This is a genomic window from Bacteroidales bacterium (genome assembly GCA_023228145.1).
In the GTDB taxonomy this organism is placed as follows: domain Bacteria; phylum Bacteroidota; class Bacteroidia; order Bacteroidales; family CAIWKO01; genus CAIWKO01.
Genome location: JALOBU010000030.1, coordinates 14,292 through 38,613, shown reverse-complemented (window position 1 = coordinate 38,613; position 24,322 = coordinate 14,292). Strand labels below are relative to the sequence as shown.

Genomic DNA, 24,322 nt, shown 5'->3' with positions numbered 1-24,322 from the left:
GTTCTTTGATATGCTGGTTGTTTCTATTGGGAGTTGCAAGGTTAATATTACAGGAAGTGAATAAATCTAATTGATGCGTTTTTGACAAGTAGCCTTTATCTCCTAACAAAACAAAATTGTTTAATCCGGAATATTTAACATCTGACAAGTAATGTACATCATGGACGCTTGCTTTTGTCATGTCCATACTTTGAAATACACCTCTTACTGAAGTTATCAAATGCAACTTATATCCGTAATAATAAGATTTGCTAACTGCAGAAAATCCTTTATCTGGTGCGTTTTCAAAAGTTTCTTTACATATCTTGCTTCGTTTTTCTCTAGCTATCTGGCACACAGGAACAGGAATAGAATCGACGATATATGCGTTTTCATTTTCATTCAGTTTGTCAGCCATTTCCTGGTTGAGCTTTTGAATATAGGGGTAAAGACGTTTTCTTCTTCGATTATAACGACTTCGTTCAATCAGCTTTGGAAAGCTTGAACAATAATCAGTGATCAATTTTTTCCAAAAGTAATTTTCACTGTCAATGCCAATAGATTCGCCAGTAAGTGATGATGCGATAATTTCACAATCGCTCATTTTGGGAGGATGGGGATATGATTTGAAATTGCCGTATTTATCAATTGAGTTGTTGAAAAAAGAATTTGTTATTGAGAAAAATTTGTCGAAATTTGTTTTGAGGTTGTGCATAGAATAATTTTGAAATATTAATTTAATATACTGTATATCAGTATATTGCACAACCTTTTTTGATTTATTTATGAACAATTTATTTGACAATTTTAATAGAACAACGGGTTATAATATATTCTCAAAATCTTTCCTGCGTGCTTTATGACACAAAACGAAATTAATAAACTGCTTGACGAAAAATACGAGGAATTCAACAACACCGCTTTCATTATAGATGATCCAATCTCTATTCCTCATCTCTTTACCCGAAAAGAAGATGTTGAAATATCAGCTTTTTTTGCAGCAATATTGGCTTGGGGACAGAGGGCTCAGATAATCCTCAACGCAGATAAGTTAATGCAGATAATGGATTATTCGCCTTATCAATTTATCACAACAGCAACAAATGAAGATTTGGGAAGCTTTCAGAATTTTGTTTACAGGACTTTTAACGGAACGGATTGTGTGTTTTTTATCCGGTCACTTCAAAAAATCTATAATAAACATGATGGGCTGGAAAAAGTTTTTACGGATGCATATAAAAAATACGGCAGTATTAAAATGGCTATTTCCGTGTTTAGAAAAATATTCTTTTCAACCCCACATTTGCGCCATAGTGAAAAACATATTTCCGACCCCATAAAAAACTTAGCTTGTAAAAGATTAAATTTATTTTTGAGATGGATGGTTCGCCAGGACAATAGGGGTGTAGATTTTGGCCTGTGGAAAGGCATACCACCATCTGCACTATATTGCCCGCTTGATGTTCATACGGGAGAAACTTCAAGAGAGCTCGGGCTGTTAAGTATCAAACAAAATAACTGGAAAGCTGTTGAAGAATTAACCTGTAAACTGCGAAAATTCGACCCTGTTGACCCTGTTAAATATGATTTTTCCCTATTTGGTTTGGGATTTATAAAATAAATTCATAAATTTGGTGTTTAAATTAAAAAAAATTCTATGAAATTAAAATTCAATAAATGGCTGTTTTCAATTATTGCATTTATTTTCGGTTTCTCGGGAACTGTTGCTGCTCAGTATGGTGTGATAGAAAATCACTATCTTGTAAAAGGTAATGTCAAATCTGAAAAATGCCTCACAGGAATTCCTCAGATAAAAATTACTTTAAAAGCCACTGATGAAAATGGCGTAGATTATTTTACGGAAACCCTGACAGATGATAAAGGGAATTATACCATTGATTTAGACAACTCTAAAGTTTTAAAATTTGAAAACTATTTAATGACAGTGATTGATGAAGACGGAAAGGAAAACCAGGGGGATTTTCAATCAACCCGTCAGCAAGTCGTTTTGCGGAAAAATGATTTTACAAAATCCGATTTCAATAACTGGAATCAGTATTACGACAGCAAGAATACATACAACTATGCACTTAAGTTTAAAAAAGACCAGCCTTGCAAATAAAAATTGAGGCATAATTATTGTTATTATGAACCCATAATTTTTTGTTTTTACAAGTTTCTAAAATGAATAAACTAAAGTTCTTTTTTTTAAAATTTATTGGCAAAGCGTTGAAAAAACTATTATGGATGCTTGGTTTGGCAGGTTTTGGGGTATTTACCTCCTGCACAGAATTTCCAGATGACCCTGTGGCAATGTATGGAATCCCTTACCCTGATAACTATATCAATTTCAAAGGAAAAGTGATGTCGGAAGACTCATTGCTCCCGATTTCCAATATAAAAATAAAAGCAGCAATTAGGTATTACGATACTGTATATGCTTTCACTGACAATTCCGGAAGTTTTTCCATGCATCAGTTCGCCTTAGAAGATGATACCGTAAAACTGATATTCAGCGATATTGACAGCACACTTAACGGTTCTTTTTATTCCAAATCAGAAAATATAGTGGTTAGTTTTCGTGATGTTAACAATCTCGAACATAAAGCTACCATATTGCTTGAACGCAAGCCTTAAGCCAGTTTATGGCAAGAAAAATTACAAAATTTTCATTAAAAATACACTTAGTAGTCATTAAATTGTTAATGCATCTTATAGGAATTGCAGGCTTTGGAATGTTACATTCCTGCATGGTAAAATATGGCACTCCTCAGCCGGATTACGGTATTATTGTTGACAATTATATTAATTTTCATGGGAAAGCCTATTCGCAGGATTCACTAAAACCCATCCCAGGGCTTAGTGTTAAATTAACTGTTAATAACTCGGATACTTTATACGCAACTACCAGCCAAACAGGAAGTTATTCATCATACTATGTTGTAGAAGCAGGCCAGTATGTCAAACTTATTTATACTGATACAGACGGTACATTACATGGAAACTTTTATGGGAAAGATACCAACCTTACAGTAACATGGGAAGACTTCTCCAATATGTATTGCGAAACAGATGTTTTCCTTCAAAGAAAACCGTGATATTAAAATATTCTTTGAACTTTGTAAAAAAAGAAAATATCGTATTTTTGATTAAATTTTTTTCTTTATGAAATACAACAGAAAAATACTTAAAATCAAATCGTCATTTTATTACTATTCCCTTTTACTTTTTGGTTCTATCAGTTTATTAGTTTTTACTCGTTGTAATCATGGCCCTTCAGCAGAAGAAAAAGCAGCGCACATCAATGATTCTATTGCAAAAGTTAAGGCAATACAGGATTCCATTGCAAAGGCTGACTCCTTAGTACAGGCAGAAAAAGAGCAAGCCCGTCTTGATTCCATTACCCTTGCAGAAATAGAAAAAAAACGTCAGGATTCCATACGAAAAGCACAAAAGCCCCATAATCCTTTTAAGCCTAATAAACCCATTACTAAATACGGCATTCCGATAAACCCTCAACCCATAGCCGAATACGGCCCTCCACCCAACACCTATAACAACTAAATACTATGAAAATTAAACAAAGAAAAAATAATAAACACTTAAACATTTTCATACTGGGATCTGCTTTTTTACTTGTTTCAGGCTTGATACTTATGGGATTTTCGTCATGCCGTTCATCACAACCCGTTAAATATGGCGGTCCTCCTGCAGATTATAAAACAATGCCAAAACCCTGAGACTGTCAAGTGAGAGAACAATCATTAATATCGGATGTCGAATCTTAAATATCTGATAATGAATTTAATAAATACTTGCTTCAGACTTAATAATTCAATATTTCTTATTCGAAACTATTTAATATTAACATAGTGAAAAACTACCGCCCTGGCCTCAGGAAACGTGTTGCACTCAATGTTTTCAGTAAGTACACAGATGTGCAAGCCAAACTGCATGAACTCACATATTTTTTCTGGGAATGTACTCTCCGTTGCAATATAAACTGTCAGCATTGCGGTAGCGATTGCTACAGTGAGCCCAGCGTTAAAGACATGCCCTATCAGGATTTCCTGAAAGTAACAGAACGTGTGAAAGAGGTTTACGACCCGCACAAGGTAATGATAGTAATAACTGGAGGTGAACCGCTTATGCGCAAAGACCTTGAAGATTGCGGCATGGAGCTTTACAAGCAAGGTTTCCCCTGGGGTTTTGTTACCAACGGTTACGCCCTGACTGCTGAACGTTTTAAGCATCTGCTTAACAGCGGACTTCGCTCTATGACCATCAGCCTCGACGGCTTTCAGGATAGCCACAACTGGCTGCGCGGCAACAAGCAAAGTTTCGAAAAAGCGGTAAACGCCATAAAACTTGCTGTGGGTGCCGGCGACCATATTGTTTTTGATGTTGTAACATGCATCAATCAAAAAAACTTTAACGAACTGCACGAACTAAAAAAATTACTGATAGAACTCGGGGTTAAAAGATGGCGCATTTTCAGTATCTGCCCTATTGGTCGTGCAAAAGAAAATTCCGATTTGCAAATTACGAACGTACAGTTCCGCTGTGTCCTTGATTTTATAAAAGCTAACAGGCAGGAAGGAATTATACAAACAAGCTTTGGCTGTGAAGGTTTCTTGGGAAGCTATGAATCGGAGGTTCGTGATGGGTTTTTCTTTTGCCGTGCCGGTATCAATGTGGCCTCAGTACTTGCAGACGGCTCTATATGTGCCTGCCCAAACATCGACCGTAGTTCATTTATACAAGGGAATATTTGTAAAGATGATTTTATTGAAGTGTGGAATAATCGTTTTGAAAAAATGAGAGACCGCAAATGGACAAAAGAGGGTCTTTGTGCCGACTGTAAAGAATGGAAATGGTGTAAAGGTAACGGTATCCACCTGCGGAATGTTCCAGCCCACGATGTACTGCGATGTCATTATAAGATGATACAGGAAGAATACTGATACGCGCCGTTAAGAATTTTGCAATTTAATACCGGACAAATCTGGTTTTTAATTATATTTTTTATCAGACTACACCACAGAGATTATTGAAAAATTTAAAATCCATTATTAATTGTTGCGTTATGTACAAATAGGCTACAACTGTTAAACTGTCAGTTTTCCAGCTGGCTTAAATGCTAACCACCTAAACACCTTACTGGTTCCTCTCAAGCTTCTTCTTTTCGGAGATTTTCTTGAGTTCTTCTTCCTGTATGCCTTTCGGTACAGCTTCGTAGCGGAAAAATTCCATAGAATAGTTGGCTCTTCCACTCGACATATTTCTCAATTGTGTAGCATAGCCAAACATTTCCATCAGCGGCACAAAAGCGTTTACCTTCTGCGAGCCTTTGCGGTAGCGGCGCATGGCTTCAATCTTGCCTCGGCGACGGTTCAGGTTGCCGACAATCTCACCTATATACTCATCCGGAGTGTTCACCTCCACTTTCATCACAGGCTCAAGCAGCACAGGGCCGGCATTTAAAAATGCATTTTTAAAACAGATGGAAGCGCAGGTCTGAAAAGCCATATCTGACGAATCCACAGGATGGTAGCTGCCATCGAGCAGGGTAACTTTTACGTCCACGATGGGAAAACCGGCCATGATGCCGCTTCCCATTGTTTTTTGTATGCCTTTGTTTACAGAAGGTATGTATTCCGAGGGAATGGCGCCGCCCTTTATTTTATCAATAAATTCATAGCCTTTTCCTTCATTGGGCTCTATGCGCAGCACTGTGCGGGCAAACTGTCCGCGGCCGCCGCTCTGCTTCGCATGTTTGTAATTGTTTTCCGACTCCAATGTAATGGCTTCTCGAAATGCTACGGAGGGTTGTCCCACTTCCACTTCCACGCCAAATTCCCGGCGCAAACGATCAATGATAATTTCGAGGTGCAATTCGCCCATGCCCGAAACAATGGTCTCTCCGGTTTCATCGTTAAAGCGCATCGTAAACGAGGGGTCTTCGTTGGCAAGTTTGTGCAGAGACTCTATCATTTTTTCCTGACCTGCGCGCTTGACAGGATTTATTTTTAATTCAATAACCGTTGGAGGAATATGTATAGATTCTAAAAACAGCGGGTGTTCGCTGTCGCAGAGTGTGTCGCCGGTTTTGGTGAGTTTCATGCCTATAAGCGCTACGATATCTCCGGGGCCTGCTTCGCTTATATCTTCCCGGTCTTTGGCATGTATCTTCAGGATGCGCCCGGCACGTTCGTATTTGCCTTTAGTGGTGTTCAGCAGTTGCATGCCGCTGCTGAGTGTGCCGGAATAAATACGGATAAATGTCTGCTGGCCGACATAAGGGTCGTGAATAAGCTTGAAAGCGAGTGCAGCAAAAGGCTCTTTGGGCGAGGGGTTTCTGCTTCTTGTCTTTTCGGTGTCATCAATATCAAAGCCTACCACAGCGCCGGCATCAATAGGTGAGGGCAGGTAGTCCACAACGGCATCGAGCAGCAACTGGATGCCTTTGTTTTTATATGCAGCGCCACAAAATACCGGCGTGATAAGCAGTTTCAGCGTAGCTTCCCGTGCAGCTTTTTTTATCAGAGAGGCAGGGATGTCTTTTTCGTCAAAATACAGATTTCGGATATCTTCATCATAATCGCCGAGTTTCTCAACAAGAAGCAAGCGCATTTCTTCCGTTTTCTCCCGATATGCATCAGGTATTTCCACTTCTGTGCGCTCAAAATCGTTAAACACATAAGCACGCCTTTCGACTATGTCAACGATTCCGTGAAAATCTTCTTCAACGCCCATAGGCAATTGAAACGCCAGCGCTTTGGCGTCTAAGTAATGGTTCATCATGGAAATGGCATCGAAAAAGTTAGCTCCGGTGCGGTCCATTTTGTTGATAAAAGCGATACGCGGTACTTTATAGCGGTTGGCCTGATTCCACACGGTTTCCGTCTGTGGCTCTACACCGCCGACAGCACAAAATACTGCTATCATTCCGTCAATCACGCGCAGGGAGCGTTCCACCTCCACAGTAAAGTCAACATGACCTGGGGTGTCGATGATGTTTATCTGTGCGTTTCTCCATTGACAGCATATGGCAGCGGAAGCAATGGTGATGCCGCGTTCCTGTTCCTGTTTCATAAAATCCATGGTGGCCTGCCCATCATGGACTTCGCCCGGTTTGCGCGTAACACCGGTATAAAAAAGTATGCGCTCGGTAACGGTGGTTTTTCCGGCGTCAATGTGTGCGGCTATGCCGATGTTTCTGAGTTTTGTTAGTGACATAAATTGAGAACCTTGAAAAATTCTGATTTTGGAATTTTTTATGATTAATAAATAATTGAAATTTGGCTTATTCCCTTGACAGATAATGTTTCCGGGAAACATGAGCAAATTTTTTGCAAAGTTACGAAATTTTTTCAGACGAAGCTATGTTTATGTAGATTAGTTAAAGCTTTTATAGGAGCCGACAAATCATGACGGGTTGTTTTCACGATTCCGGGGATGCTCTGTTTTATGTTTTTACATAAGGCCTCTCAGATAAAAAACATTATGTCCTCTTTTGTTTCTTTGCACATCTTTAGTTAAAAAGGCTTCGAAACGAAACACTAAGGATTCAAATCATTGAACATGGTACATTGAATATTGAGAATTTTAAAATTGAAGAATACCACTCTGCTGTGGCAAAGACTCTAAGTAAAAACAGCTCAACGAGGCGGATACTAAGGCTTCAAAAAAGTGAACAGAGATCAATGTATATTGAGAATTTAAACAAATGTCAATGCCTAAATCTATAAATTTCTCCTAAAAAATTTTTGTTTTTTAAAAAATTAAATATCTTTACCCCTTAAATTACTGCTTGTGAAGCTTTTTGTCTTATTATCGAGAGTCCCGTATCCGCTTGTCAAAGGCGACAAACTGAGGGCGTATCATCATATCCGCTGCCTGTCAAAATATCATGAGATACATCTTTTTTGCCTAAATGACACTAAATTACACCCGGATGCTCGGGGAAAGCTTTCTGAATATTGTAGAAGCATCACCATCGTTAATTTATCAAAATGGAAGCTTTATGCAGGCCTCCTGTGGGCTTTGCTCAGTAATAAACCCTTTCAGGTAGGCTATTTTTACAACAAGAAGGTGAAGAAACAAATAGCTGATAAAATCAATGAAATTAAACCCGGGCATATTTTCTGCCAGCTTATCCGTGTTGCCGAATATATTAAAGATATTAGCATCCCAAAAACACTTGACTATCAGGATGTTTTTTCAAAAGGAGCTGAACGTATGTCGTCAAGTGCATCATTTTTTATAAAGCCGGTATTGCGCATGGAAGCCAGAAGAGTGAAAAAATACGAACGTACAATTTTCGATAAATTCAATAATAAGATTATCATTTCCCATCCTGACAGAGATATTATCAGTCATCCCGATAAAAATAATATTGAAGTGGTTATGAATGGCGTGGATACGGAGTTCTTTAAACCCCTGATAAGAGATAAAGAATATGACCTTCTTTTTACAGGGAATATGGCTTATATGCCAAATATTAACAGCGTTGAATACCTTGTGAATGAAATACTACCGGTTTTAAAAAAGAAAAAGCCTGGCATAAAAATCCTCATTGCGGGGGCTACACCCGACAAGAAAGTATTAAACCTTGCCTGTGATAACGTAACGGTCAGCGGTTGGGTGGAAGACATACGTGAATGTTACGCCAAATCAAAAATATTTGTTGCTCCCATGCAGATTGGCACAGGCATGCAAAACAAACTTTTGGAAGCCATGGCGATGAAGCTACCCTGTGTAACGTCCGGACTGGCAAACAATGCCTTATTGGCTGCAGACGGGCAGGATATTCTTGTGGGCTATTCTACCGAAGACTACGCGATGAAGATACTGAGACTACTTGACGAACCTGAATTGTATCAAAAATTATCAGAAAGCGGCCATAGTTTTGTTACAGAACATTTTAACTGGAAAGTTCAAACAGATAAAATCAATACACTGATAATTAACACCCGTTAAATTTGTTATTTTTTTTACACGACAATATTATATAGGACATATAATAAAAAATAATTTTTTTATTTATTTAATCTTTAATAAAATAGATTACTTTTGTACAGTTAATAACCAATTTAAATTAATTATCGCATTATGAAAATTTACGCAGGCAATCTTCACTATGGAATGACTGAAGATGAATTACAAAAAATTTTTGAAGAGTACGGACAAGTAACTTCCGTGAAAATCATCACCGACAAATACTCCGGGAGAAGTAAAGGTTTTGGATTTGTTGAAATGCCAAACGATGCAGAAGCACAGCAGGCCATTGATAATATCAACGGTACGGATGTGAAGGGAAGGAACATTACGGTGAATCAATCCATCGAAAGAAAAGAAGGAGAACACGGCAACAGAAACTTCAGAAGAGACAACAGAAGAAATAATTACAGAAATAACGACTAATAGTTTTTTGTTATTACAAGTTTACTGTTTGAAAATTTTTTGATTTTCCCCCTTTAGCGGCTTCGGCCGCTTTTTTTTTGCCTGTTATTCTATAACTTGCTTAAAATACAAGTGAGTTAGGCGTATATAAGTTTGTCCTGATAAGGGTAGAGTGTTTTTGAAATCTTGGATTCTTACCTTAAATCTATAACTTCCACACCCGGGTGGTCGACAGTTTTGAATGTGAACCTGCTGTCGGGAATATCCTGGTTGGTGATAAATTTTGTAATGGTATATGTATAAGTGTTCATGCCATTTTTATCGTATATGATGGCACCGCTGATGTTTTTCTGGATTTTATCAATTTCAATGCGAACCTTGTAATAGGATTTCGCTTTCATGGGAGTAAGGTCAATAATCTGAATTATTTTGGAACCTCGTGCTTCTTCTTTTATAAATTTTGGCGTAAAGTTTTTGTTGTATTCGGTAACCATTTTCATCGGGTTCAGAATGGTTTCAGTATTTTCTTCTAAATTATTTATATGAACCTCTTTGACGTCTTTCAGAAATGTCCACAGGGTTTTTCCGTCTGAATAAACTTCCTGTCCGGCATATTCCAGAAAATATTTATCACCTTTAATATTGGCAATACCTGTCTGGCTTTCCTTGGTTTTCTTTTTGGTATTCTCCACTGTAAAAGTGAAAGAGATATTCATCGTTGTATAGGATTTTATTTGCTGCGAAACACCATCAAGTATGTTCTTGGCTTTGGTGTTGTCCTGTGCATTTACCTGCAGTGTAACTATGAGCGCTGCAGCATATATCATTAATTTTTTCATCTGCTTTTTATTGAATGTTGTCGCGTAAGGAGTTCAAAAACTGTTCCAAATAATTTAAGTCTTTGATTTTCACTTCTCTGGCTTTACTTCCTTCAAAGGGGCCAACAATACCTGCTGTTTCCAGTTGGTCAATTATCCTGCCTGCACGGTTGTATCCGAGTTTTAATTTTCTTTGCAGGAGGGACGTGGAGCCATGCTGGTGAGTTACGATTACCCGGGCAGCTTCTTCAAACATATCGTCTCTGTCTGAAGGGCCGGTATCTTTAGCTGCTTCGTTTTCTTCGTCGGGACAGTCGGGAAGTTCATACACTTCGGGGAAAGCCCTTTGCTGGCCAATAAAATCTGTGATATCATCCACTTCGGGGGAGTCAATAAAAGCACATTGCAGCCGAACTGTTTCACTGCCGGTAAGCAGCAGCATGTCTCCGCGTCCGATAAGCTGGTCAGCGCCGCTGGAATCTATGATGGTGCGGGAGTCAATTTTAGAAATTACACGGTAAGAGACTCGTGCAGGGAAGTTGGCTTTAATAGTGCCTGTTATTACATTGACGGAGGGACGTTGAGTGGCGACCACCAGATGGATGCCGATGGCACGTGCAAGTTGTGCAAGCCGTGTTATCGGTGTTTCCACTTCTTTGCCTGCCGTGATGATGAGGTCAGCGAACTCATCAACAATAACCACAATGTATGGCATGAAGTGATGCCCGTCTTTTGGATTTAACCTACGGGAAATGAATTTTGTGTTGTACTCCTTAATGTTTCTGACATTGGCAAGTTTCAGTAAATCATAGCGTGATTCCATCAGAATGCAAAGAGAATTCAATGTCCGTACCACCTTACGAACATCGGTGATGATAGCTTCTTCTGAATCGGGCAGTTTCGCTAGGTAATGCCTTTCAATTTTTGAGAAAAGTGTTAGCTCCACTTTTTTAGGGTCAACCAGTACAAACTTCAATTCGGAAGGATGTTTTTTGTATAATAGTGAGGTTATTATAGCATTAAGCCCAACAGATTTTCCTTGCCCTGTAGCTCCGGCCATGAGCAGGTGGGGCATTTTTGCCAGGTCAGCCACATAACTGGTATTTGATATGGTTTTTCCCAGGCCAATGGGCAATTCATAACTATTATTTTGGAATCTCTCAGAAGAAATAATAGAGCGCATAGATACTATCCTTGGATTTTGGTTGGGCACTTCTATGCCGATAGTCCCTTTGCCGGGCATGGGAGCGATGATGCGTATGCCGAGGGCTGATAAACTCAAAGCAATGTCATCTTCAAGGTTTTTGATTTTTGAAATACGTACTCCGGGGGCAGGAACTATTTCGTATAGCGTTACCGTCGGGCCTATGGTGGCGTTGATTTTGTCAATCTGTATGGAATAGTTGTTCAGGGTTTTAAGGATACGGTTTTTGTTGGCTTCGAGTTCTTCATTCTGAACGGTGATATTGCCGGGGTCATATTCTTTCAACAGTTCCAAACCGGGGAAGCGAAAGGAAGAAAGCTCTAAACGCGGGTCGTAGGGTGTTTCAATGGTAAAATGCTCTGTTTTTTCTTCCGCAAGCAAAACAGGATTGCTTTCTTCTTCAAGCTCTTCAGGAGACGTGATGGAAAAAGGTACATCAGGGACATTGCTGTCAGGAACTTCTTCAATTTTTTCTTCTTTCCCATCTTTAGTGAATGGTACGGGAATTATTTCTTCTTCAAGAGTTTTTTCTTCTTTAATAATCAATTCATTTCTGGCAGTTTTAGTTTCAATATTTTTTTCTTCAATTTGTTCTTCCGTATTTTTCTTTCGTTGCCAGCGCTTGTGAATGTTATGTTCAATAATAAGGAAACTGGCAATAAGAAAAAATAACAGTATGCCTGTCCCAATCTTCCCAATGATACTGTTGAGCCAAATATTGATTTGGTATCCGAAAGCGCCTCCCAATATCATGTTGTTATCTCCGAAAATGAAAAAAGTAAGGCTAACCGGTATCAGTATCAATCCGAAAATAAGATATACAGTTGCTTTGCCAGTGGGGAAAAGAGTTTTGTTAAACAGCAATCGTGTTCCCATGATAAAAAGCCAGATGACCAGCAGAAAGGATGCAATGCCAAAACACTTTTTGATAAAAAGGAATGAAAAAACAGCGCCGATTTTTCCCATCCAGTTGCCGGATTGCAGAGATGTGTCTGTGATTATTCTGAAAAAAGTGTTGTCGAAAATGTTGTCATCTTCCTTCCATGAAAAAAGGTAGGAAACAAATGTGAACATCAGAAAAAATGAAAACAATAAAAAGAAAAGCCCGGTAATTTTATGAAACTTTTCACTTCTGAGCGCCTCGAAAAATTTATTAGGAGCGCTTTCGGGTTTTTGTTTTTTTACTTTTTTGGTTTTCGGTTCTTTAGTGGTTTTTTGTTTTTTTTGCGCCTGTTCTGCAGTATCGTCCGACAGTGCTCCTTCTCTGAAAGTATTTTTTGAAAAAGTATTTACTGTACGGGACATAATTTGCTATAAGGTTTTTCTTTTAAAAAAAATCCCCTGCTGACAGAGGATTTCTTTTTTTTGTTCAAATTAATATTACTGTCCTTTCAATTGGTTGAGAAGTTGTTGTTTTTCTTCAGCGGAAAGTTCAACATAATCAGCAGGTATCAGGAAATCCGTGTCTTTAACTTTACCCCTTTTAACTTCAGAAGCAGCAAAAGTTATTATTTTACCATCGGGTGTTGTCATGGTGTATTCCAGAGGTACGCCTTTTAATTTGTTGAATTGCCCGCCATAATTTAATAATTCTCCGCCGAGTTCTTCGGTATAGTAAACAACTGATGAAATAGTTTCACCATCTTCATTCTGCATGATATAATCAGCTTTTTTGCAGTTATATCCGGCAACAGATTTAGTTTCTTCTGAATATTTAATTTCCGGTTCGGGGTTTTCGGCTATTTCAGCTTCTATTTCTGTTGTTGAAGTTTTAAAATAAACCTTTTGGCCCATAAGGTCCAGGAGGGTTATTTTTGATTTGTTGTCCCCGTCTGTAATTTCATCAAATGTTACTCCCTGTGTGGAAGTAGTTGACTTCTGCTTGTTTTCGTATATTGCCAGTGTGGTGATTTTGGGCTGCATGGCGGCTGTAGCTGCGTCAATGGTGCCCCCATAAGTAATCGCATACGTGATTATGCCTTTGAATTTTTTTTGCCCGAAAGTGCTTGGAATACAAAATGTGCCTACACACAAAAGAATTACCAATGCTTTAAATGCTTTTTTCATAATAAAATAATTTTTAAATTTTTATAGTTTTTGCAAATATAATACCATTTTTTCCGTTGCAAAAGTATCGGTTTACTGCAAATAATAATGTGTGTTTATTAAAAGTTATCAAACGAGAAATTAACAGAAAAATTTTTTTATCTAATTTAGCAATTCAAAAATGACTCATTATGGTATTATTAAAACGAATGATTAGCTGCATTTTATTTCAGTTGATTTTGATTTCTGTTGCGTTTTCTCAGAAGAGTAATACGAAAGATATATCAAAAACAAAAAAATGCAATTTTGAATTTCCTTATGAAATGGTTTATGTAAAAGGAGGTTCTTTTATGATGGGCTGCATACCTGATAAAGATCCCGACTGTTACAGCGTGGAAAAACCGTTGCATAAAGTCAAACTCAACAGCTTCTACATGGGCAAGACCGAAGTTCTCCAGCAGCAATGGAAATCGGTGATGGGTTATAACAACTCTTATTATTCTTCCTGCGACAGTTGCCCCGTTGATAATGTAAGCTGGATAGAGATACAATATTTTATCAAAAAGCTTGATTCATTAACCGGAAAAAAGTTTCGTTTACCTACCGAAGCGGAATGGGAATACGCTGCCAGGGGCGGCGCCAGCAGCGGGGGATATATTTTCTCGGGCAGCGATGAACGCAAGGAAGTGGGGTGGTATTATTTGAACAGCGGCGATTCCACGCATTGCCCCTGCAGTTTGAAAGCTAATGAGCTTGGGATCTGCGATATGAGCGGCAACCTTTGGGAATGGTGTTCGGATTGGCATGATGGTGCATATTATAGTTATTCTCCTAAAAAAAATCCCCAAGGCCCGGTAAATGGTACTGAAAAAATTGTTCGCGGCGGCTCATGGATGAGCGGCTATGGCAGCATACGCTGCAGTGCAAGAGCCTGGTATTTGCCTGTGTACCACAATGCCAATATAGGTTTCCGCTTGTGTATGTCAAAAAAATAAGAAAAGAAATTAATACCCCAGAATTTTCATCATGGACTTGTGACTTTGCTCTTTGGCAAATAGCTTGGGATAAAGCTCGCCGTTTTCATCTTTTTCGATAAGTATATGTTTGGGAGCCGGAGTGAGGCAGTGCTGGATGCCGCCATACCCGCCTAACGATTCCTGATAAGCGCCTGTGTGAAAAAGCCCGATATAAAGCGGGTCTTGTTCGTCAAATTTTGGCAAAAAGACTGCATTAGCGTGAGCTTCTGCATTGTAAAAGTCATGACTGTCGCAGGTAAGCCCGCCAAGATGCACGCGTTCGTATTCTTTGTCCCAGTGATTAATTGCAAGCAAAACGAAACGCTGATTGATGGCCCATGTATCAGGCAAAGTAGTCATAAAGGAACTATCAATCATGTCCCATAACTCTCTGTCGTTTTGCTTTTTTTGTCCCAATACAGAGTAAATGATGGCTCCGCTTTCTCCTACTGTATATGAACCAAATTCACTAAAAATGTTTGGTTCGGGAACATTATTTTGCTGGCAAACATTTTTTATTTGCAACACGATTTCCTCTGCCATATATTCATAATCGTAGTCAAAAGCCATAGAATTCTTGACGGGGAAACCACCGCCTATATTTAATGTGTCGAGTTCCTTACAAATTTTCTTTAATTCACAATATACATTTACGCACTTGATGAGTTCGTTCCAGTAATATGCATTATCCCTGATTCCTGTGTTGATAAAAAAATGCAACATTTTAAGCTCAAATTTGGGATTTCCTTTGATATTGGCTTTATAGAAGTCAAGAATGTCATTGTAACGGATGCCAAGGCGGGAAGTATAGAAATCAAAACGTGGTTCTTCTTCCGAGGCAATGCGGATACCGAGTTTGCATTTCTTTTTGCTGAGAGTTGAGATGTATTCAACTTCTTTTTTATTATCAAGCACCGGTACGGTGTTTACAAAACCATTATTTATCAGGCCGCAAATCTCTTTAATATATCCGATTTTTTTAAATCCATTGCAAATGATGTAGATGTTTTTATCAATTTTTTCATTTGCAAACAGGCTGTGTATGATGTTAATGTCAAACTCGGATGATGTTTCCAGATGAATGTCGTTTTTCAGCGCTTCTTCAAGGGTGAAGCTAAAGTGTGAACTCTTGGTGCAATATGCATAATGGTATTCGCCCTGGTAATCTGCTTTTGCGATTGCCACATTAAAGAGTTTTTTAGCCCTCTGGATATTTGAAGATATCTTAGGTAGATAGGATATCTTCAAGGGAGTTCCGTATTGTTTAATTAAATCAGTAAGACAAATATTATTAAAGTAAAGTTCATTTTCTTCAACCTTAAATTCTTCCTGAGGAAACTCAAAGGTTTGTTGAATTAAGTCAATATATTTGTTTTTCATTTTTTAATTAAGTAACTTAGGTTTATAAAAATTATTTATAGTAAGTAAGATGGATTAGTTTTAAAATGCAAATGTAAGTCTTTTACATTAAAATAAATAAATTAACAAAAATTTATTACATTTGATATTGAATCACATATTATGTATTAGGAAAAATTTAAATGATTTGAAAGATTATTTTGTTTTATGGGAATAAGTGATCTCGGTAATTATTAATAAGTAACTTACCTGTCAATTTGTAATTATCAGATTATAAATATGTTATAAGCTAATATAAAAGAAGTTTAAAATGAAATAAAATTGAAATATTCAACAATATTATATTTGCATAAAAAAATGAATTATGAGAATAACTAGACTAAGTGAAGAAGAAAACATAAACATATCTTCGAATGTTGATTTAAGTTTATTAGAACCTATTTTACAAAAGTATAATAATGTCAAAGGAAACCTTATTCCTATATTACAGCATACTCAGGATATTTATGGTTATATTCCTAAAGAAGCATTTAAAAAAATTTCAGAAGAAACAGGTCTTAAGGTGAGCGATATGTATGGCGTAGTTACTTTTTATGCCCAGTTTCGACTCAATCCGGTTGGAAAGCATATTATTAAAGTATGCCATGGCACTGCCTGCCATGTTCAGAATGCCAACAAAATTACGGATGCCTTGCAGGAAGCGCTGAATGTAAAAGATGGAGAAACTACAGCAGACAGGATTTTTACTCTTGAGTCGGTGGCATGCCTGGGATGTTGCTCCCTTGCTCCGGTTATGATGATAGGAGTGGAGACCTTTGGTAAACTCAGCGGTAGCGAAGCCGTAAAAATTGTGAAAGATATAAAAATCAAAGAATTAAACTAATAGCCCAAACATCAAAATATGGCACAAAAAAAAGTGATTGTAGGCCTTGGTAGCTGTGGAATTGCAGCTGGGGCTGGAAAAACCTACGACAAACTCTTAAGCCTGAAAAAAGTGGACAACCTGACTTTTGAATTGAAAAGAACCAGTTGTATTGGTATGTGTTTCAGGGAGCCTCTTGTTGAAGTAATTGACGATTCCGGCTCCTATTTATATGGCAATGTTGATGAAACCAAAGCAGTCGAAATATGTGAGAAACATCTGAAAAGCAATGAGCCTGTAAGGGAATTTATAGTTCAATCTGATATTTTTGATACGCCTGATGATTACTTCTTCAAAAACCAGGTAAAAATTGCTTTGCGAAACTGCGGGATGATTGACCCTGAAAGCATTGAAGATTACGAAGCCAGAGATGGCTACAAGTCCATAAAGAAAATACTTGTCGAAAAAATCAGCAATGAAGATGTGATTAAGACTATGATAGATTCCGGTTTGCGTGGCAGGGGAGGTGGTGGTTTCCCGACAGGAGTGAAATGGAAATTTGCCTATAATAACAAATCAGAGCAAAAATACATTATCTGTAATGCTGACGAAGGTGACCCCGGAGCCTTTATGGACCGTTCACTCCTTGAAGGTGATCCGCATTCCGTTCTGGAAGGAATGATAATTGGAGCATATACCATTCAGGCTACATCTGGTGTGATTTATTGCCGTGCAGAATATCCGCTAGCGATTAAAAGGCTAAATATTGCATTAAAGCAAGCGCGTGATAAAGGGTACCTGGGAAAAAATATTTTTGGAGTTGAAGGTTTTAATTTCGACATTTACATTAAAGAAGGCGCAGGCGCCTTTGTTTGTGGCGAAGAAACAGCTCTGATTGCATCTGTGGAAGGCCAGAGGGGCATGCCCCGCAAACGTCCTCCTTTTCCTGCTGAAGCAGGTTTGTGGAAAAAGCCAACAAACATTAATAATGTTGAAACTTTTGCCAATGTGCCATGGATTATTCTTCATGGTGCAGATGCCTATAAAAAATACGGCACCGAAAAAAGCAAAGGGACAAAAGTGTTTGCTTTGGCAGGAAAAATACGGAACTCAGGGCTTGTTGAAGTTCCTATGGGCATTACCATCCGTGATGTTATTTTTAAGCTCGGAGGCGGCATTCCAAATGATAAGAAATTCAAAGCTGTTCAGCTGGGAGGTCCTTCAGGAGGTTGTATTCCCGAATATCTTGCGGATACAATAGTTGATTATGACTCTGTAAATGTTACAGGTGCCATTATGGGTTCAGGGGGCATGGTGGTGATGGATGAGACCACCTGCATGGTGGATATTGCAAAATTCTTTCTGAACTTTACTCAGAATGAATCATGCGGAAAGTGTACTTTTTGCAGGATAGGGACTAAGCGTATGCTTGAAATTCTTACACGTATCACAGAAGGCAAGGGCAAAGAAGGTGATATCGAAACCCTTGAAGAACTTGCATATCAAATAAAAGACAATTCACTTTGCGGCCTGGGGCAGACCGCACCAAATCCTGTGCTTACCACTATCAAATATTTCAGGGACGAGTATGAAGCGCATATTCGCGATAAAAAATGCCCGGCTAAAGCATGCAAGCAATTGCTGACTTATGTAATTGACCCCGAAAAATGCACAGGTTGTATGGTATGTGGCAAAAAATGCCCGGTTGGAGCTATTGATGGAGAAAAAAAACAACCACATTTTATTCGTGAAGGCGACTGCATCAAGTGTGGCGATTGTTATAGCAGGTGCAAATTTGATGCAATAAATATCTTATAAAAGTACTCTAATTAAAAAATAAAATATTCAAAAAAATGAGCGAACAATTGAATATAATTATAAATGGAAAGAATGTTACTGGATTTAAGGGAGAATATATTCTTGATGTAGCAGTAAAAAATAATATAGAAATTCCAACATTATGCAATGATTCACGTCTGGAGCCTTATACGTCGTGTTATATGTGTGTGGTTGAAGTTGAAGGTATGAGAGGACTACAGCCTGCATGTTCTACAAGGATAATGGAAGGGATGAAAATTACTACGGATAATCCCAAAATAAGAAAAGCACGCAAAACCGCTCTCGACTTATTACTTAGCAACCACTATGCTGATTGTATGGGGCCATGCAAGCAGACATGCCCTGCCGGCGTTGATGTGCAGGGTTATATTTCTTTAATAGAAAAAAAGATGTACAACGAGGCGGTAGCGCTTATTAAAGAAACCAACCCACTGCCGGCTATCTGTGGCCGTGTTTGTGTGAGGCCCTGTGAAGTTGCCTGTCGCCGTAATTTACTTGACGAAGGCGCTCCGGTAGGTATTGACTATCTGAAAAGATTTACATCAGATATGGACCTTAGCTCAGCTACAAAGTATGTTCCTCAAATAAAACCAAAGACAAACAAAAAAGTTGCTGTGATAGGTGCGGGGCCGGGAGGTCTTTCAGCGGCATTTTTCATGCAAAAAGAAGGCCATCAGGTGGACATTTATGAAGCCAGCCCCAAAGCAGGAGGATGGCTTCGATATGGAATACCCGAATACCGACTGCCGAATGATTTATTACAAAAAGAAGTGGATAATATTACGGATTTAGGTGTAAATATCTTTTATAATCAAAAACTGGGTGATAATATTAGTTTTGCTGAACTGAAAAAGAAGTATGACGCACTCATACTCGCCATTGGATGTCAAAAAGGCACCTCTATTGGCTGTGAAGGCGATGATGCTGAAAATGTAATTTCTGGTATTGATTTTTTAAAAGCGATGGAATTGTCAGGCAAGAAGTACGATTTCAAGGGTAAAACCGTGGCAGTTATCGGAGGCGGAAATACCGCCATGGACTGTTGCCGCACTTCGCTGCGCTGTGGCGCTGATAAAGTTTATGTGATATATCGCCGTACGGAAAAAGAAATGCCTGCCAATCCGATTGAAATACATGAGTCGAAGCTGGAAGGGGTGGAATATATGTTTCTTACCGCTCCTGTGAAAGTCAATAAAGACAAACAAGGGCGTCTGAAATCGCTTACATGTATTAAAATGGTTTTAGGAGAACCTGACGCTTCTGGCAGAAGAAGGCCTGTTCCTGTTAAAGGTTCTGAATTTGAAGTGGTAATGGACATTGCCCTTGCCGCTATTGGCCAAAAAACACTGGCTGATTTTCTTACCGATATAAATAAAAATTCTGAGGAAGGAGAGGTAAAGACAAATAAATGGGGCGACCTGGATGCAAATCCCGACACGCTACAGACAGGTGTTAAAAATATTTTTGCCTGCGGCGACGGCGTTACCGGCGCTGCAACGCTAATTCAGGCCGTGGCTCAGGCACGTATTGCAGCAAACAGTTGTCATCATTACCTGCATGACATGCCCGTTGTTCCTTTGAAAAAAGAGTTTATAAGTAAAAAAGAAAATTTTAAAGAGCAGGTAAAAGAAGATTACGAAGGCAGGTTTTACAAACAGCTCAGGCATGAAATGCCAACCCTACCTCCTGATAAACGCAGAAATTTTAATGAAGTAGAGTTGGGTTATGAAAATGAAGATGTGGCTTTAAAAGAAACAGAACGTTGCCTGGAATGCGGTTGCACCGAGTTTTTTACCTGCGACCTGAAACGCTATGCCACTGAATACGATGCGGATCAGAAACACTATGAAGGAGAGTTCAAGGAATATCTGACGGACTTCAGGCACCCCTATATTGAAATAGATAATAATAAGTGCATCTTATGCTCACGCTGTGTCAGGATATGTAAAGAAGTTGTCGGGGCTAATGCACTGGGCTTGGTTAATAGAGGATTTAAAACTTATGTAGCTCCCAGCATGGGTGATTCACTGACTGAAACAAGCTGCGAATCATGTGGATTATGCATTTCAACATGCCCCACAGGTGCCATTACCGAGAATGTGATTTTTAAACCGGGGCCTGTTAAACTTGAGTCTTTCAAAACTATTTGTAACTATTGTTCTGTGGGCTGTGAAATAAATATCCACCACAAAAACGGCTTTGTGATGAAAGTTACAGGAAGCAACGGTAACGTCAACAAAGATGGCAACATCTGCCGTTTTGCTAAATTTGGGTATCTCTACTTAAACGACAAATCAAGAATTACAAAGCCCCTGTTGAATGAAAACGGGACATTTAAAGAAATAAGTTTTGAACAGGCTCGTAAACTGATAGCTGAAAAAATTAAATCGGTTCAGCCCGAACAAAATGCGTTTTTTGCAGGGGCAAGGCTTACGAATGAAGAGATGTATCTGATAAAAAAACTAGCTTCGACAGTTGTTAAATCTGAAAACATTGGGAGCTTCCATTATCTGGGCCGTGGTGATGGCTATTTCAGAAGCTCATTTGAAAATGTTCCTTTTCAAGATTTTTCAAAAGCAGGAAAATTTTATTTGCTCGGTTCTGAAATAAATATGGATAATGCTGTTGCCGGTTTTTTAATTAACACCTCCAAAGTACCGGTCGAACTTATTACTGTGAAAGAGAAAAGCAGTATGGCTGAAAAAGTTACAAAAACATCAGTAATTAAGGATTATTATTTCTTTGTGAAAGCGGTGAATTATTACCTGCTGAAGAATAATAAGTTCAACAGGATGTATATAAATGATAATTGCAAAGACTTTGAAGAATATGCTAAAGCCTTGCTTGCTGAAGATTATAAAGCGCTGCTTGAAAAGGGCTCTTGTTGCCAGGAATGTCTTGAAAGTTTTGCAGACGGCTTTAACGAAAATATGAATGCCGTACTGGTTTTTTCAGAAAAAGAAATCAGCGGAAATACTGCTTATGAGTTGTACAACCTGGCATTGCTGACCGGAAAATTAGGGAAAACAGCCATGGGTATTGTATCTTTGAAAGAAAAAAACAATGCTCAGGGACTGTTTGATATGGGTTTCATACATCCAATGTATGAAGCTTTGCATAAGGGGAAATATGCTAACCTGTTCATTTATGGCGAAGATCCTGTTGGCTGTGCTATTGATAAAGCTATGATGAGTGAAATTCTGGGCAAATCCGGCTTTATCATGGTGCAGGATTACTTTATGACAGAAACAGCCAGGGCGGCAGATCTTATTATGCCGGCATCCCTGCCTTTTGAAATAGGAGGGACTTTCACTAATACACAGCGCTATATTCAAAAGTTTCATGCTGCTTTAATAAATAAGCCGGTACCTGAAGTTAATTCGTATGGTCAGCTTTGTCAGATAATCTCAAATTTTACTGAGCAGAAAATAATGGATTGTGATGAGATTTTCAGCGAATTTGTTTCTATGCTGCCACTGGCAGATAAAACAATCCGCAGCTTTGTTAAAACGGGTTCTGATAACACAAACAGAATGTTTTATTATGGTTGCGACAATGTGGTGAAAAGCTTTATGGAGGATTTTAATAAAAAACTGCAATTAAAATAAAGTAACTATGGATAAATTCCAATCGGTAAACGAAATTTTAGATTTCGCCATACATGCAGAGCAGGAAGCCGTTGAGTTCTATACGGAACTTGCAAAGAATGCTGCAAATTCACAGATGAAACAGGTGTTTAATGATTTTGCTCAGGAGGAGATGGGACATAAAGCCCGCCTGTTGAATACAAAAGAAACAGGTGTCATGGAGGACAGCAAAGAGCAGGTACTTGATATGAAATTGGCCGACTATATGGCACATGTTACGGTTTCTCCTGATATGACTTATGCCGATGCGCTGATTGTCGCCATGAAGAAGGAAAAAGCGGCTTTTAAATTATATTTAGCCTTATCCGAAAGGGTTGCTGACTCAGAGATGAAAGCATTGTTTTTGTCGTTGGCACAGGAGGAATCAAGGCATAAGCTGCGCTTTGAAATAGAGTACGATGAGTATGTTTTGAGAGAGAATTAGGATAGGCATTAGCCATTAGCCATTGGCCATTAGCTATTGGCCATTAGCTATTAGTCATTAGCCATTAGCCATTAGTCTTTTATTGTCAATAGGTACGCGGTCATTTTTGTTATTTGTGACCATTGGTGGCCGGAGATTTTTTCTTTATTTTGCCTTAATACCTTTACTTAGTGTCTGTCCATAATTCAGAGTTTGAACCAGAATGTTCGAGTTCGAGGCTTTCGTAGTCTTGAAAATCAAGGAGTCCGCCAACTTGCGGATGACTGTTTTCAAGACAAGAGTAACGAAGAAATCGGACATTATGGACAAACTCTACTTATTCACCAATAATTTTTATCAGGACTCTTTTACGTCTTCTGCCGTCGAATTCGCCATAGAATATGGCTTCCCATGGCCCAAAGTCCAATTGCCCGTTGGTGATGGCAACCACCACTTCCCTGCCCATCACCTGGCGTTTCAGATGTGCATCGCCATTGTCTTCGCCTACGTTGTGATGGTAGCCATCGCGGCTGTATGGAGCAAGTTTTTCAAGCCATTCCATATAATCTTTGTGCAGTCCTGATTCATTATCATTGATAAAAACACTGGATGTGATATGCATGGCATTTACAAGACATAAGCCTTCTTTGATGCCGCTTTCGTTTACAGCCTGCTGAACATCGTGAGTGATGTGCACGAATTGATATCGTTTTTCGGTGTTGAACCATAATTCTTTGCGGTAAGATTTCATTATTTTATTTTTTCATTTAATTTTGATTGCAACTCTTTTTTTCGCATTTCAAGAGATAAGATTTTAGACTTTAGTTCTTTTAGCTCTTTGTCAATTTTCTTAAGTTCTGTTCGATTATTATTTTCCTGTAAATGATTGATTCCATGTATTTCTATGACATATCTTTCAACTTCACTTCTTAATAATCTATACCAAGGGTTTTCATAAATGTAATTCACACGAAAATGCAATTTCCCTTTATTAATTCCCACGACAATTTCATCTTGAGTAAGTTTATATTCTTTTCTCGCTGATTTGTCGCTAAGGGTTTCTCCCTTTACTGTCCATAATTGTTCGTCTATTTCTTCCATGATATGGGTTGTTATTAATATTTAAATACTCTTAAGTTTCTTTGCATGTTTTTAATACTATCTTAATAAATAATCAGTTCCTTTGATTTCTTTGCCTCCTGTCCTAAAGGATGGAAATCAAAGGTCCTGATTATTTGATATTATCATCTTCATTTGGAGATTTATGGCTGTTCGAATCTTACCCAATGTTTTTTTCATATCAAAAAGTACTTCCTCATTGCTAAAGCGTATGACTTTTAATCCAAATTCTTCCAGTTGGAGTTGACGATCAGCGTCATGTTCTTTTACTTCTGCATTTTTATGAATGCCTCCGTCTAACTCAACAATCAATTTTGCAGAGTGACAATAAAAATCTACCACAAAACAGTTGATAGGATGTTGTCTCCTGAATTTTATTCCATCCATTTTTTTATTTTTCAATTCCTCCCAAAGAGCTGCTTCTGCCTGAGTTTGATAATTACGCAGTTTTTCCGCCATTTTATAGCCAAACGCTTCTGCACCAAAATGCATGTTGTGCACTTTTCTTAAACTTTTAAAATCAGACGCCATTTTAATTTAATTTATGTATAAAATTCTCTTCTTTCTTTTCATCCTTTAGGAAAGAGGCAAAAAAAGAAAGAAGAGAATTTTTACTGTGTGAAAA

The 24,322-nt window shown here is 38.3% G+C and carries 23 protein-coding genes; 14 read left to right on the top strand and 9 right to left on the bottom strand.

The window, feature by feature from the left end; translation table 11 throughout:
• The coding region (locus M0R16_11980) for an IS982 family transposase (protein ID MCK9613592.1) at nucleotides 1–694 on the bottom strand (694 nt) is incomplete at its 3' end.
• Nucleotides 695–838: 144 nt separating this feature from the next.
• On the opposite strand from M0R16_11980, the gene M0R16_11975 reads away from it, so the two are divergent.
• The 7 genes from M0R16_11975 to M0R16_11945 all read left to right on the top strand — a co-directional run bounded on the left by M0R16_11975 (nucleotide 839) and on the right by M0R16_11945 (nucleotide 4,943).
• Entirely contained in the window at nucleotides 839–1,600 is a 762-nt protein-coding gene (locus tag M0R16_11975) for a TIGR02757 family protein (GenBank protein MCK9613591.1), read from the top strand.
• Between the two features lie 36 nt (nucleotides 1,601–1,636).
• Nucleotides 1,637–2,101, top strand: coding sequence for a radical SAM-associated putative lipoprotein (locus M0R16_11970; protein MCK9613590.1), 465 nt, complete (start codon nucleotides 1,637–1,639; stop codon nucleotides 2,099–2,101).
• 62 nt (nucleotides 2,102–2,163) lie between these two features.
• Nucleotides 2,164–2,616: a radical SAM-associated putative lipoprotein gene (locus tag M0R16_11965; protein MCK9613589.1), complete on the top strand. Its 453-nt coding sequence runs from the start codon at nucleotides 2,164–2,166 to the stop codon at nucleotides 2,614–2,616.
• Between the two features lie 8 nt (nucleotides 2,617–2,624).
• Nucleotides 2,625–3,077, top strand: coding sequence for a hypothetical protein (locus tag M0R16_11960; protein MCK9613588.1), 453 nt, complete (start codon nucleotides 2,625–2,627; stop codon nucleotides 3,075–3,077).
• A gap of 67 nt (nucleotides 3,078–3,144) precedes the next feature.
• Entirely contained in the window at nucleotides 3,145–3,543 is a 399-nt protein-coding gene (locus M0R16_11955; GenBank protein ID MCK9613587.1) for a hypothetical protein, read from the top strand.
• A 5-nt stretch (nucleotides 3,544–3,548) separates the two neighbouring features.
• The gene (locus tag M0R16_11950; protein ID MCK9613586.1) at nucleotides 3,549–3,719 is read left to right on the top strand and encodes a hypothetical protein; all 171 of its coding nucleotides are present in this window, start codon (nucleotides 3,549–3,551) and stop codon (nucleotides 3,717–3,719) included.
• Between the two features lie 132 nt (nucleotides 3,720–3,851).
• Complete coding sequence (locus tag M0R16_11945; protein ID MCK9613585.1) at nucleotides 3,852–4,943, top strand: TIGR04133 family radical SAM/SPASM protein; 1,092 nt, start codon at nucleotides 3,852–3,854, stop codon at nucleotides 4,941–4,943.
• Between the two features lie 193 nt (nucleotides 4,944–5,136).
• On the opposite strand, the gene fusA is transcribed toward M0R16_11945, so the two are convergent.
• A complete protein-coding gene (fusA, locus tag M0R16_11940; protein MCK9613584.1) occupies nucleotides 5,137–7,218 on the bottom strand; it encodes an elongation factor G in 2,082 nt (693 codons plus the stop codon).
• A gap of 576 nt (nucleotides 7,219–7,794) precedes the next feature.
• Here fusA and M0R16_11935 point away from each other — a divergent pair.
• Both M0R16_11935 and M0R16_11930 read left to right on the top strand, forming a co-directional pair.
• Nucleotides 7,795–8,961, top strand: coding sequence for a glycosyltransferase (locus M0R16_11935; GenBank protein MCK9613583.1), 1,167 nt, complete (start codon nucleotides 7,795–7,797; stop codon nucleotides 8,959–8,961).
• Nucleotides 8,962–9,093: 132 nt separating this feature from the next.
• On the top strand, nucleotides 9,094–9,405 hold the full coding sequence (locus tag M0R16_11930) for an RNA-binding protein (GenBank protein ID MCK9613582.1): 312 nt from the start codon (nucleotides 9,094–9,096) through the stop codon (nucleotides 9,403–9,405).
• A 173-nt stretch (nucleotides 9,406–9,578) separates the two neighbouring features.
• Here the strand turns inward: M0R16_11930 and M0R16_11925 are convergent, their stop codons facing one another.
• The 3 genes from M0R16_11925 to M0R16_11915 form a co-directional block, all read right to left on the bottom strand.
• Nucleotides 9,579–10,223 carry an outer membrane lipoprotein carrier protein LolA gene (locus M0R16_11925; GenBank protein ID MCK9613581.1) on the bottom strand — a complete coding sequence of 215 codons (645 nt, stop codon included), beginning with the start codon at nucleotides 10,221–10,223 and terminating at the stop codon, nucleotides 9,579–9,581.
• Between the two features lie 7 nt (nucleotides 10,224–10,230).
• Nucleotides 10,231–12,711 carry a DNA translocase FtsK gene (locus tag M0R16_11920; protein ID MCK9613580.1) on the bottom strand — a complete coding sequence of 827 codons (2,481 nt, stop codon included), beginning with the start codon at nucleotides 12,709–12,711 and terminating at the stop codon, nucleotides 10,231–10,233.
• Nucleotides 12,712–12,786: 75 nt separating this feature from the next.
• Nucleotides 12,787–13,473, bottom strand: a complete 687-nt coding sequence (locus M0R16_11915; protein MCK9613579.1) for a hypothetical protein — start codon at nucleotides 13,471–13,473, stop codon at nucleotides 12,787–12,789.
• 170 nt (nucleotides 13,474–13,643) lie between these two features.
• On the opposite strand from M0R16_11915, the gene M0R16_11910 reads away from it, so the two are divergent.
• Complete coding sequence (locus tag M0R16_11910; protein MCK9613578.1) at nucleotides 13,644–14,447, top strand: formylglycine-generating enzyme family protein; 804 nt, start codon at nucleotides 13,644–13,646, stop codon at nucleotides 14,445–14,447.
• Nucleotides 14,448–14,456: 9 nt separating this feature from the next.
• Here M0R16_11910 and M0R16_11905 read toward each other — a convergent pair whose 3' ends face one another.
• Nucleotides 14,457–15,848, bottom strand: a complete 1,392-nt coding sequence (locus M0R16_11905) for an arginine decarboxylase (GenBank protein ID MCK9613577.1) — start codon at nucleotides 15,846–15,848, stop codon at nucleotides 14,457–14,459.
• A 343-nt stretch (nucleotides 15,849–16,191) separates the two neighbouring features.
• Here M0R16_11905 and nuoE point away from each other — a divergent pair, with 343 nt between their 5' ends.
• Genes nuoE through M0R16_11885 form a run of 4 tightly spaced genes read left to right on the top strand, consistent with a single transcriptional unit; the run spans nucleotide 16,192 to nucleotide 22,599 of the window.
• Nucleotides 16,192–16,710: an NADH-quinone oxidoreductase subunit NuoE gene (gene nuoE / locus M0R16_11900; protein MCK9613576.1), complete on the top strand. Its 519-nt coding sequence runs from the start codon at nucleotides 16,192–16,194 to the stop codon at nucleotides 16,708–16,710.
• Between the two features lie 18 nt (nucleotides 16,711–16,728).
• Entirely contained in the window at nucleotides 16,729–18,507 is a 1,779-nt protein-coding gene (locus M0R16_11895) for an NADH-quinone oxidoreductase subunit NuoF (protein ID MCK9613575.1), read from the top strand.
• Nucleotides 18,508–18,542: 35 nt separating this feature from the next.
• Entirely contained in the window at nucleotides 18,543–22,136 is a 3,594-nt protein-coding gene (locus M0R16_11890; GenBank protein MCK9613574.1) for an FAD-dependent oxidoreductase, read from the top strand.
• A gap of 7 nt (nucleotides 22,137–22,143) precedes the next feature.
• The gene (locus M0R16_11885) at nucleotides 22,144–22,599 is read left to right on the top strand and encodes a ferritin family protein (GenBank protein MCK9613573.1); all 456 of its coding nucleotides are present in this window, start codon (nucleotides 22,144–22,146) and stop codon (nucleotides 22,597–22,599) included.
• A gap of 316 nt (nucleotides 22,600–22,915) precedes the next feature.
• On the opposite strand, the gene M0R16_11880 is transcribed toward M0R16_11885, so the two are convergent.
• The 3 genes from M0R16_11880 to M0R16_11870 form a co-directional block, all read right to left on the bottom strand.
• Nucleotides 22,916–23,329, bottom strand: a complete 414-nt coding sequence (locus tag M0R16_11880) for a secondary thiamine-phosphate synthase enzyme YjbQ (GenBank protein MCK9613572.1) — start codon at nucleotides 23,327–23,329, stop codon at nucleotides 22,916–22,918.
• Entirely contained in the window at nucleotides 23,329–23,679 is a 351-nt protein-coding gene (locus M0R16_11875) for a hypothetical protein (protein MCK9613571.1), read from the bottom strand. Before M0R16_11875 ends, M0R16_11880 begins: the two co-directional genes overlap by 1 nt.
• Nucleotides 23,680–23,796: 117 nt before the next feature.
• The gene (locus M0R16_11870) at nucleotides 23,797–24,228 is read right to left on the bottom strand and encodes an endonuclease domain-containing protein (protein MCK9613570.1); all 432 of its coding nucleotides are present in this window, start codon (nucleotides 24,226–24,228) and stop codon (nucleotides 23,797–23,799) included.
• Nucleotides 24,229–24,322: the final 94 nt, after the last annotated feature.

Excerpts from the sequence above, each read along its gene's own strand:
- M0R16_11925 (MCK9613581.1), bottom strand. The coding sequence starts at position 10,223 with ATGAAAAAATTAATGATATATGCTGCAGCGCTCATAGTTACACTGCAG.
- M0R16_11920 (MCK9613580.1), bottom strand. The coding sequence starts at position 12,711 with ATGTCCCGTACAGTAAATACTTTTTCAAAAAATACTTTCAGAGAAGGA.
- M0R16_11885 (MCK9613573.1), top strand. The coding sequence starts at position 22,144 with ATGGATAAATTCCAATCGGTAAACGAAATTTTAGATTTCGCCATACAT.
- M0R16_11970 (MCK9613590.1), top strand. The coding sequence starts at position 1,637 with ATGAAATTAAAATTCAATAAATGGCTGTTTTCAATTATTGCATTTATT.
- M0R16_11890 (MCK9613574.1), top strand. The coding sequence starts at position 18,543 with ATGAGCGAACAATTGAATATAATTATAAATGGAAAGAATGTTACTGGA.
- M0R16_11875 (MCK9613571.1), bottom strand. The coding sequence starts at position 23,679 with ATGGAAGAAATAGACGAACAATTATGGACAGTAAAGGGAGAAACCCTT.
- M0R16_11895 (MCK9613575.1), top strand. The coding sequence starts at position 16,729 with ATGGCACAAAAAAAAGTGATTGTAGGCCTTGGTAGCTGTGGAATTGCA.
- M0R16_11880 (MCK9613572.1), bottom strand. The coding sequence starts at position 23,329 with ATGAAATCTTACCGCAAAGAATTATGGTTCAACACCGAAAAACGATAT.
- M0R16_11915 (MCK9613579.1), bottom strand. The coding sequence starts at position 13,473 with ATGAAAAAAGCATTTAAAGCATTGGTAATTCTTTTGTGTGTAGGCACA.
- nuoE (MCK9613576.1), top strand. The coding sequence starts at position 16,192 with ATGAGAATAACTAGACTAAGTGAAGAAGAAAACATAAACATATCTTCG.
- M0R16_11930 (MCK9613582.1), top strand. The coding sequence starts at position 9,094 with ATGAAAATTTACGCAGGCAATCTTCACTATGGAATGACTGAAGATGAA.
- M0R16_11905 (MCK9613577.1), bottom strand. The coding sequence starts at position 15,848 with ATGAAAAACAAATATATTGACTTAATTCAACAAACCTTTGAGTTTCCT.
- M0R16_11910 (MCK9613578.1), top strand. The coding sequence starts at position 13,644 with ATGGTATTATTAAAACGAATGATTAGCTGCATTTTATTTCAGTTGATT.
- M0R16_11965 (MCK9613589.1), top strand. The coding sequence starts at position 2,164 with ATGAATAAACTAAAGTTCTTTTTTTTAAAATTTATTGGCAAAGCGTTG.
- M0R16_11955 (MCK9613587.1), top strand. The coding sequence starts at position 3,145 with ATGAAATACAACAGAAAAATACTTAAAATCAAATCGTCATTTTATTAC.
- M0R16_11870 (MCK9613570.1), bottom strand. The coding sequence starts at position 24,228 with ATGGCGTCTGATTTTAAAAGTTTAAGAAAAGTGCACAACATGCATTTT.
- fusA (MCK9613584.1), bottom strand. The coding sequence starts at position 7,218 with ATGTCACTAACAAAACTCAGAAACATCGGCATAGCCGCACACATTGAC.
- M0R16_11950 (MCK9613586.1), top strand. The coding sequence starts at position 3,549 with ATGAAAATTAAACAAAGAAAAAATAATAAACACTTAAACATTTTCATA.
- M0R16_11960 (MCK9613588.1), top strand. The coding sequence starts at position 2,625 with ATGGCAAGAAAAATTACAAAATTTTCATTAAAAATACACTTAGTAGTC.
- M0R16_11975 (MCK9613591.1), top strand. The coding sequence starts at position 839 with ATGACACAAAACGAAATTAATAAACTGCTTGACGAAAAATACGAGGAA.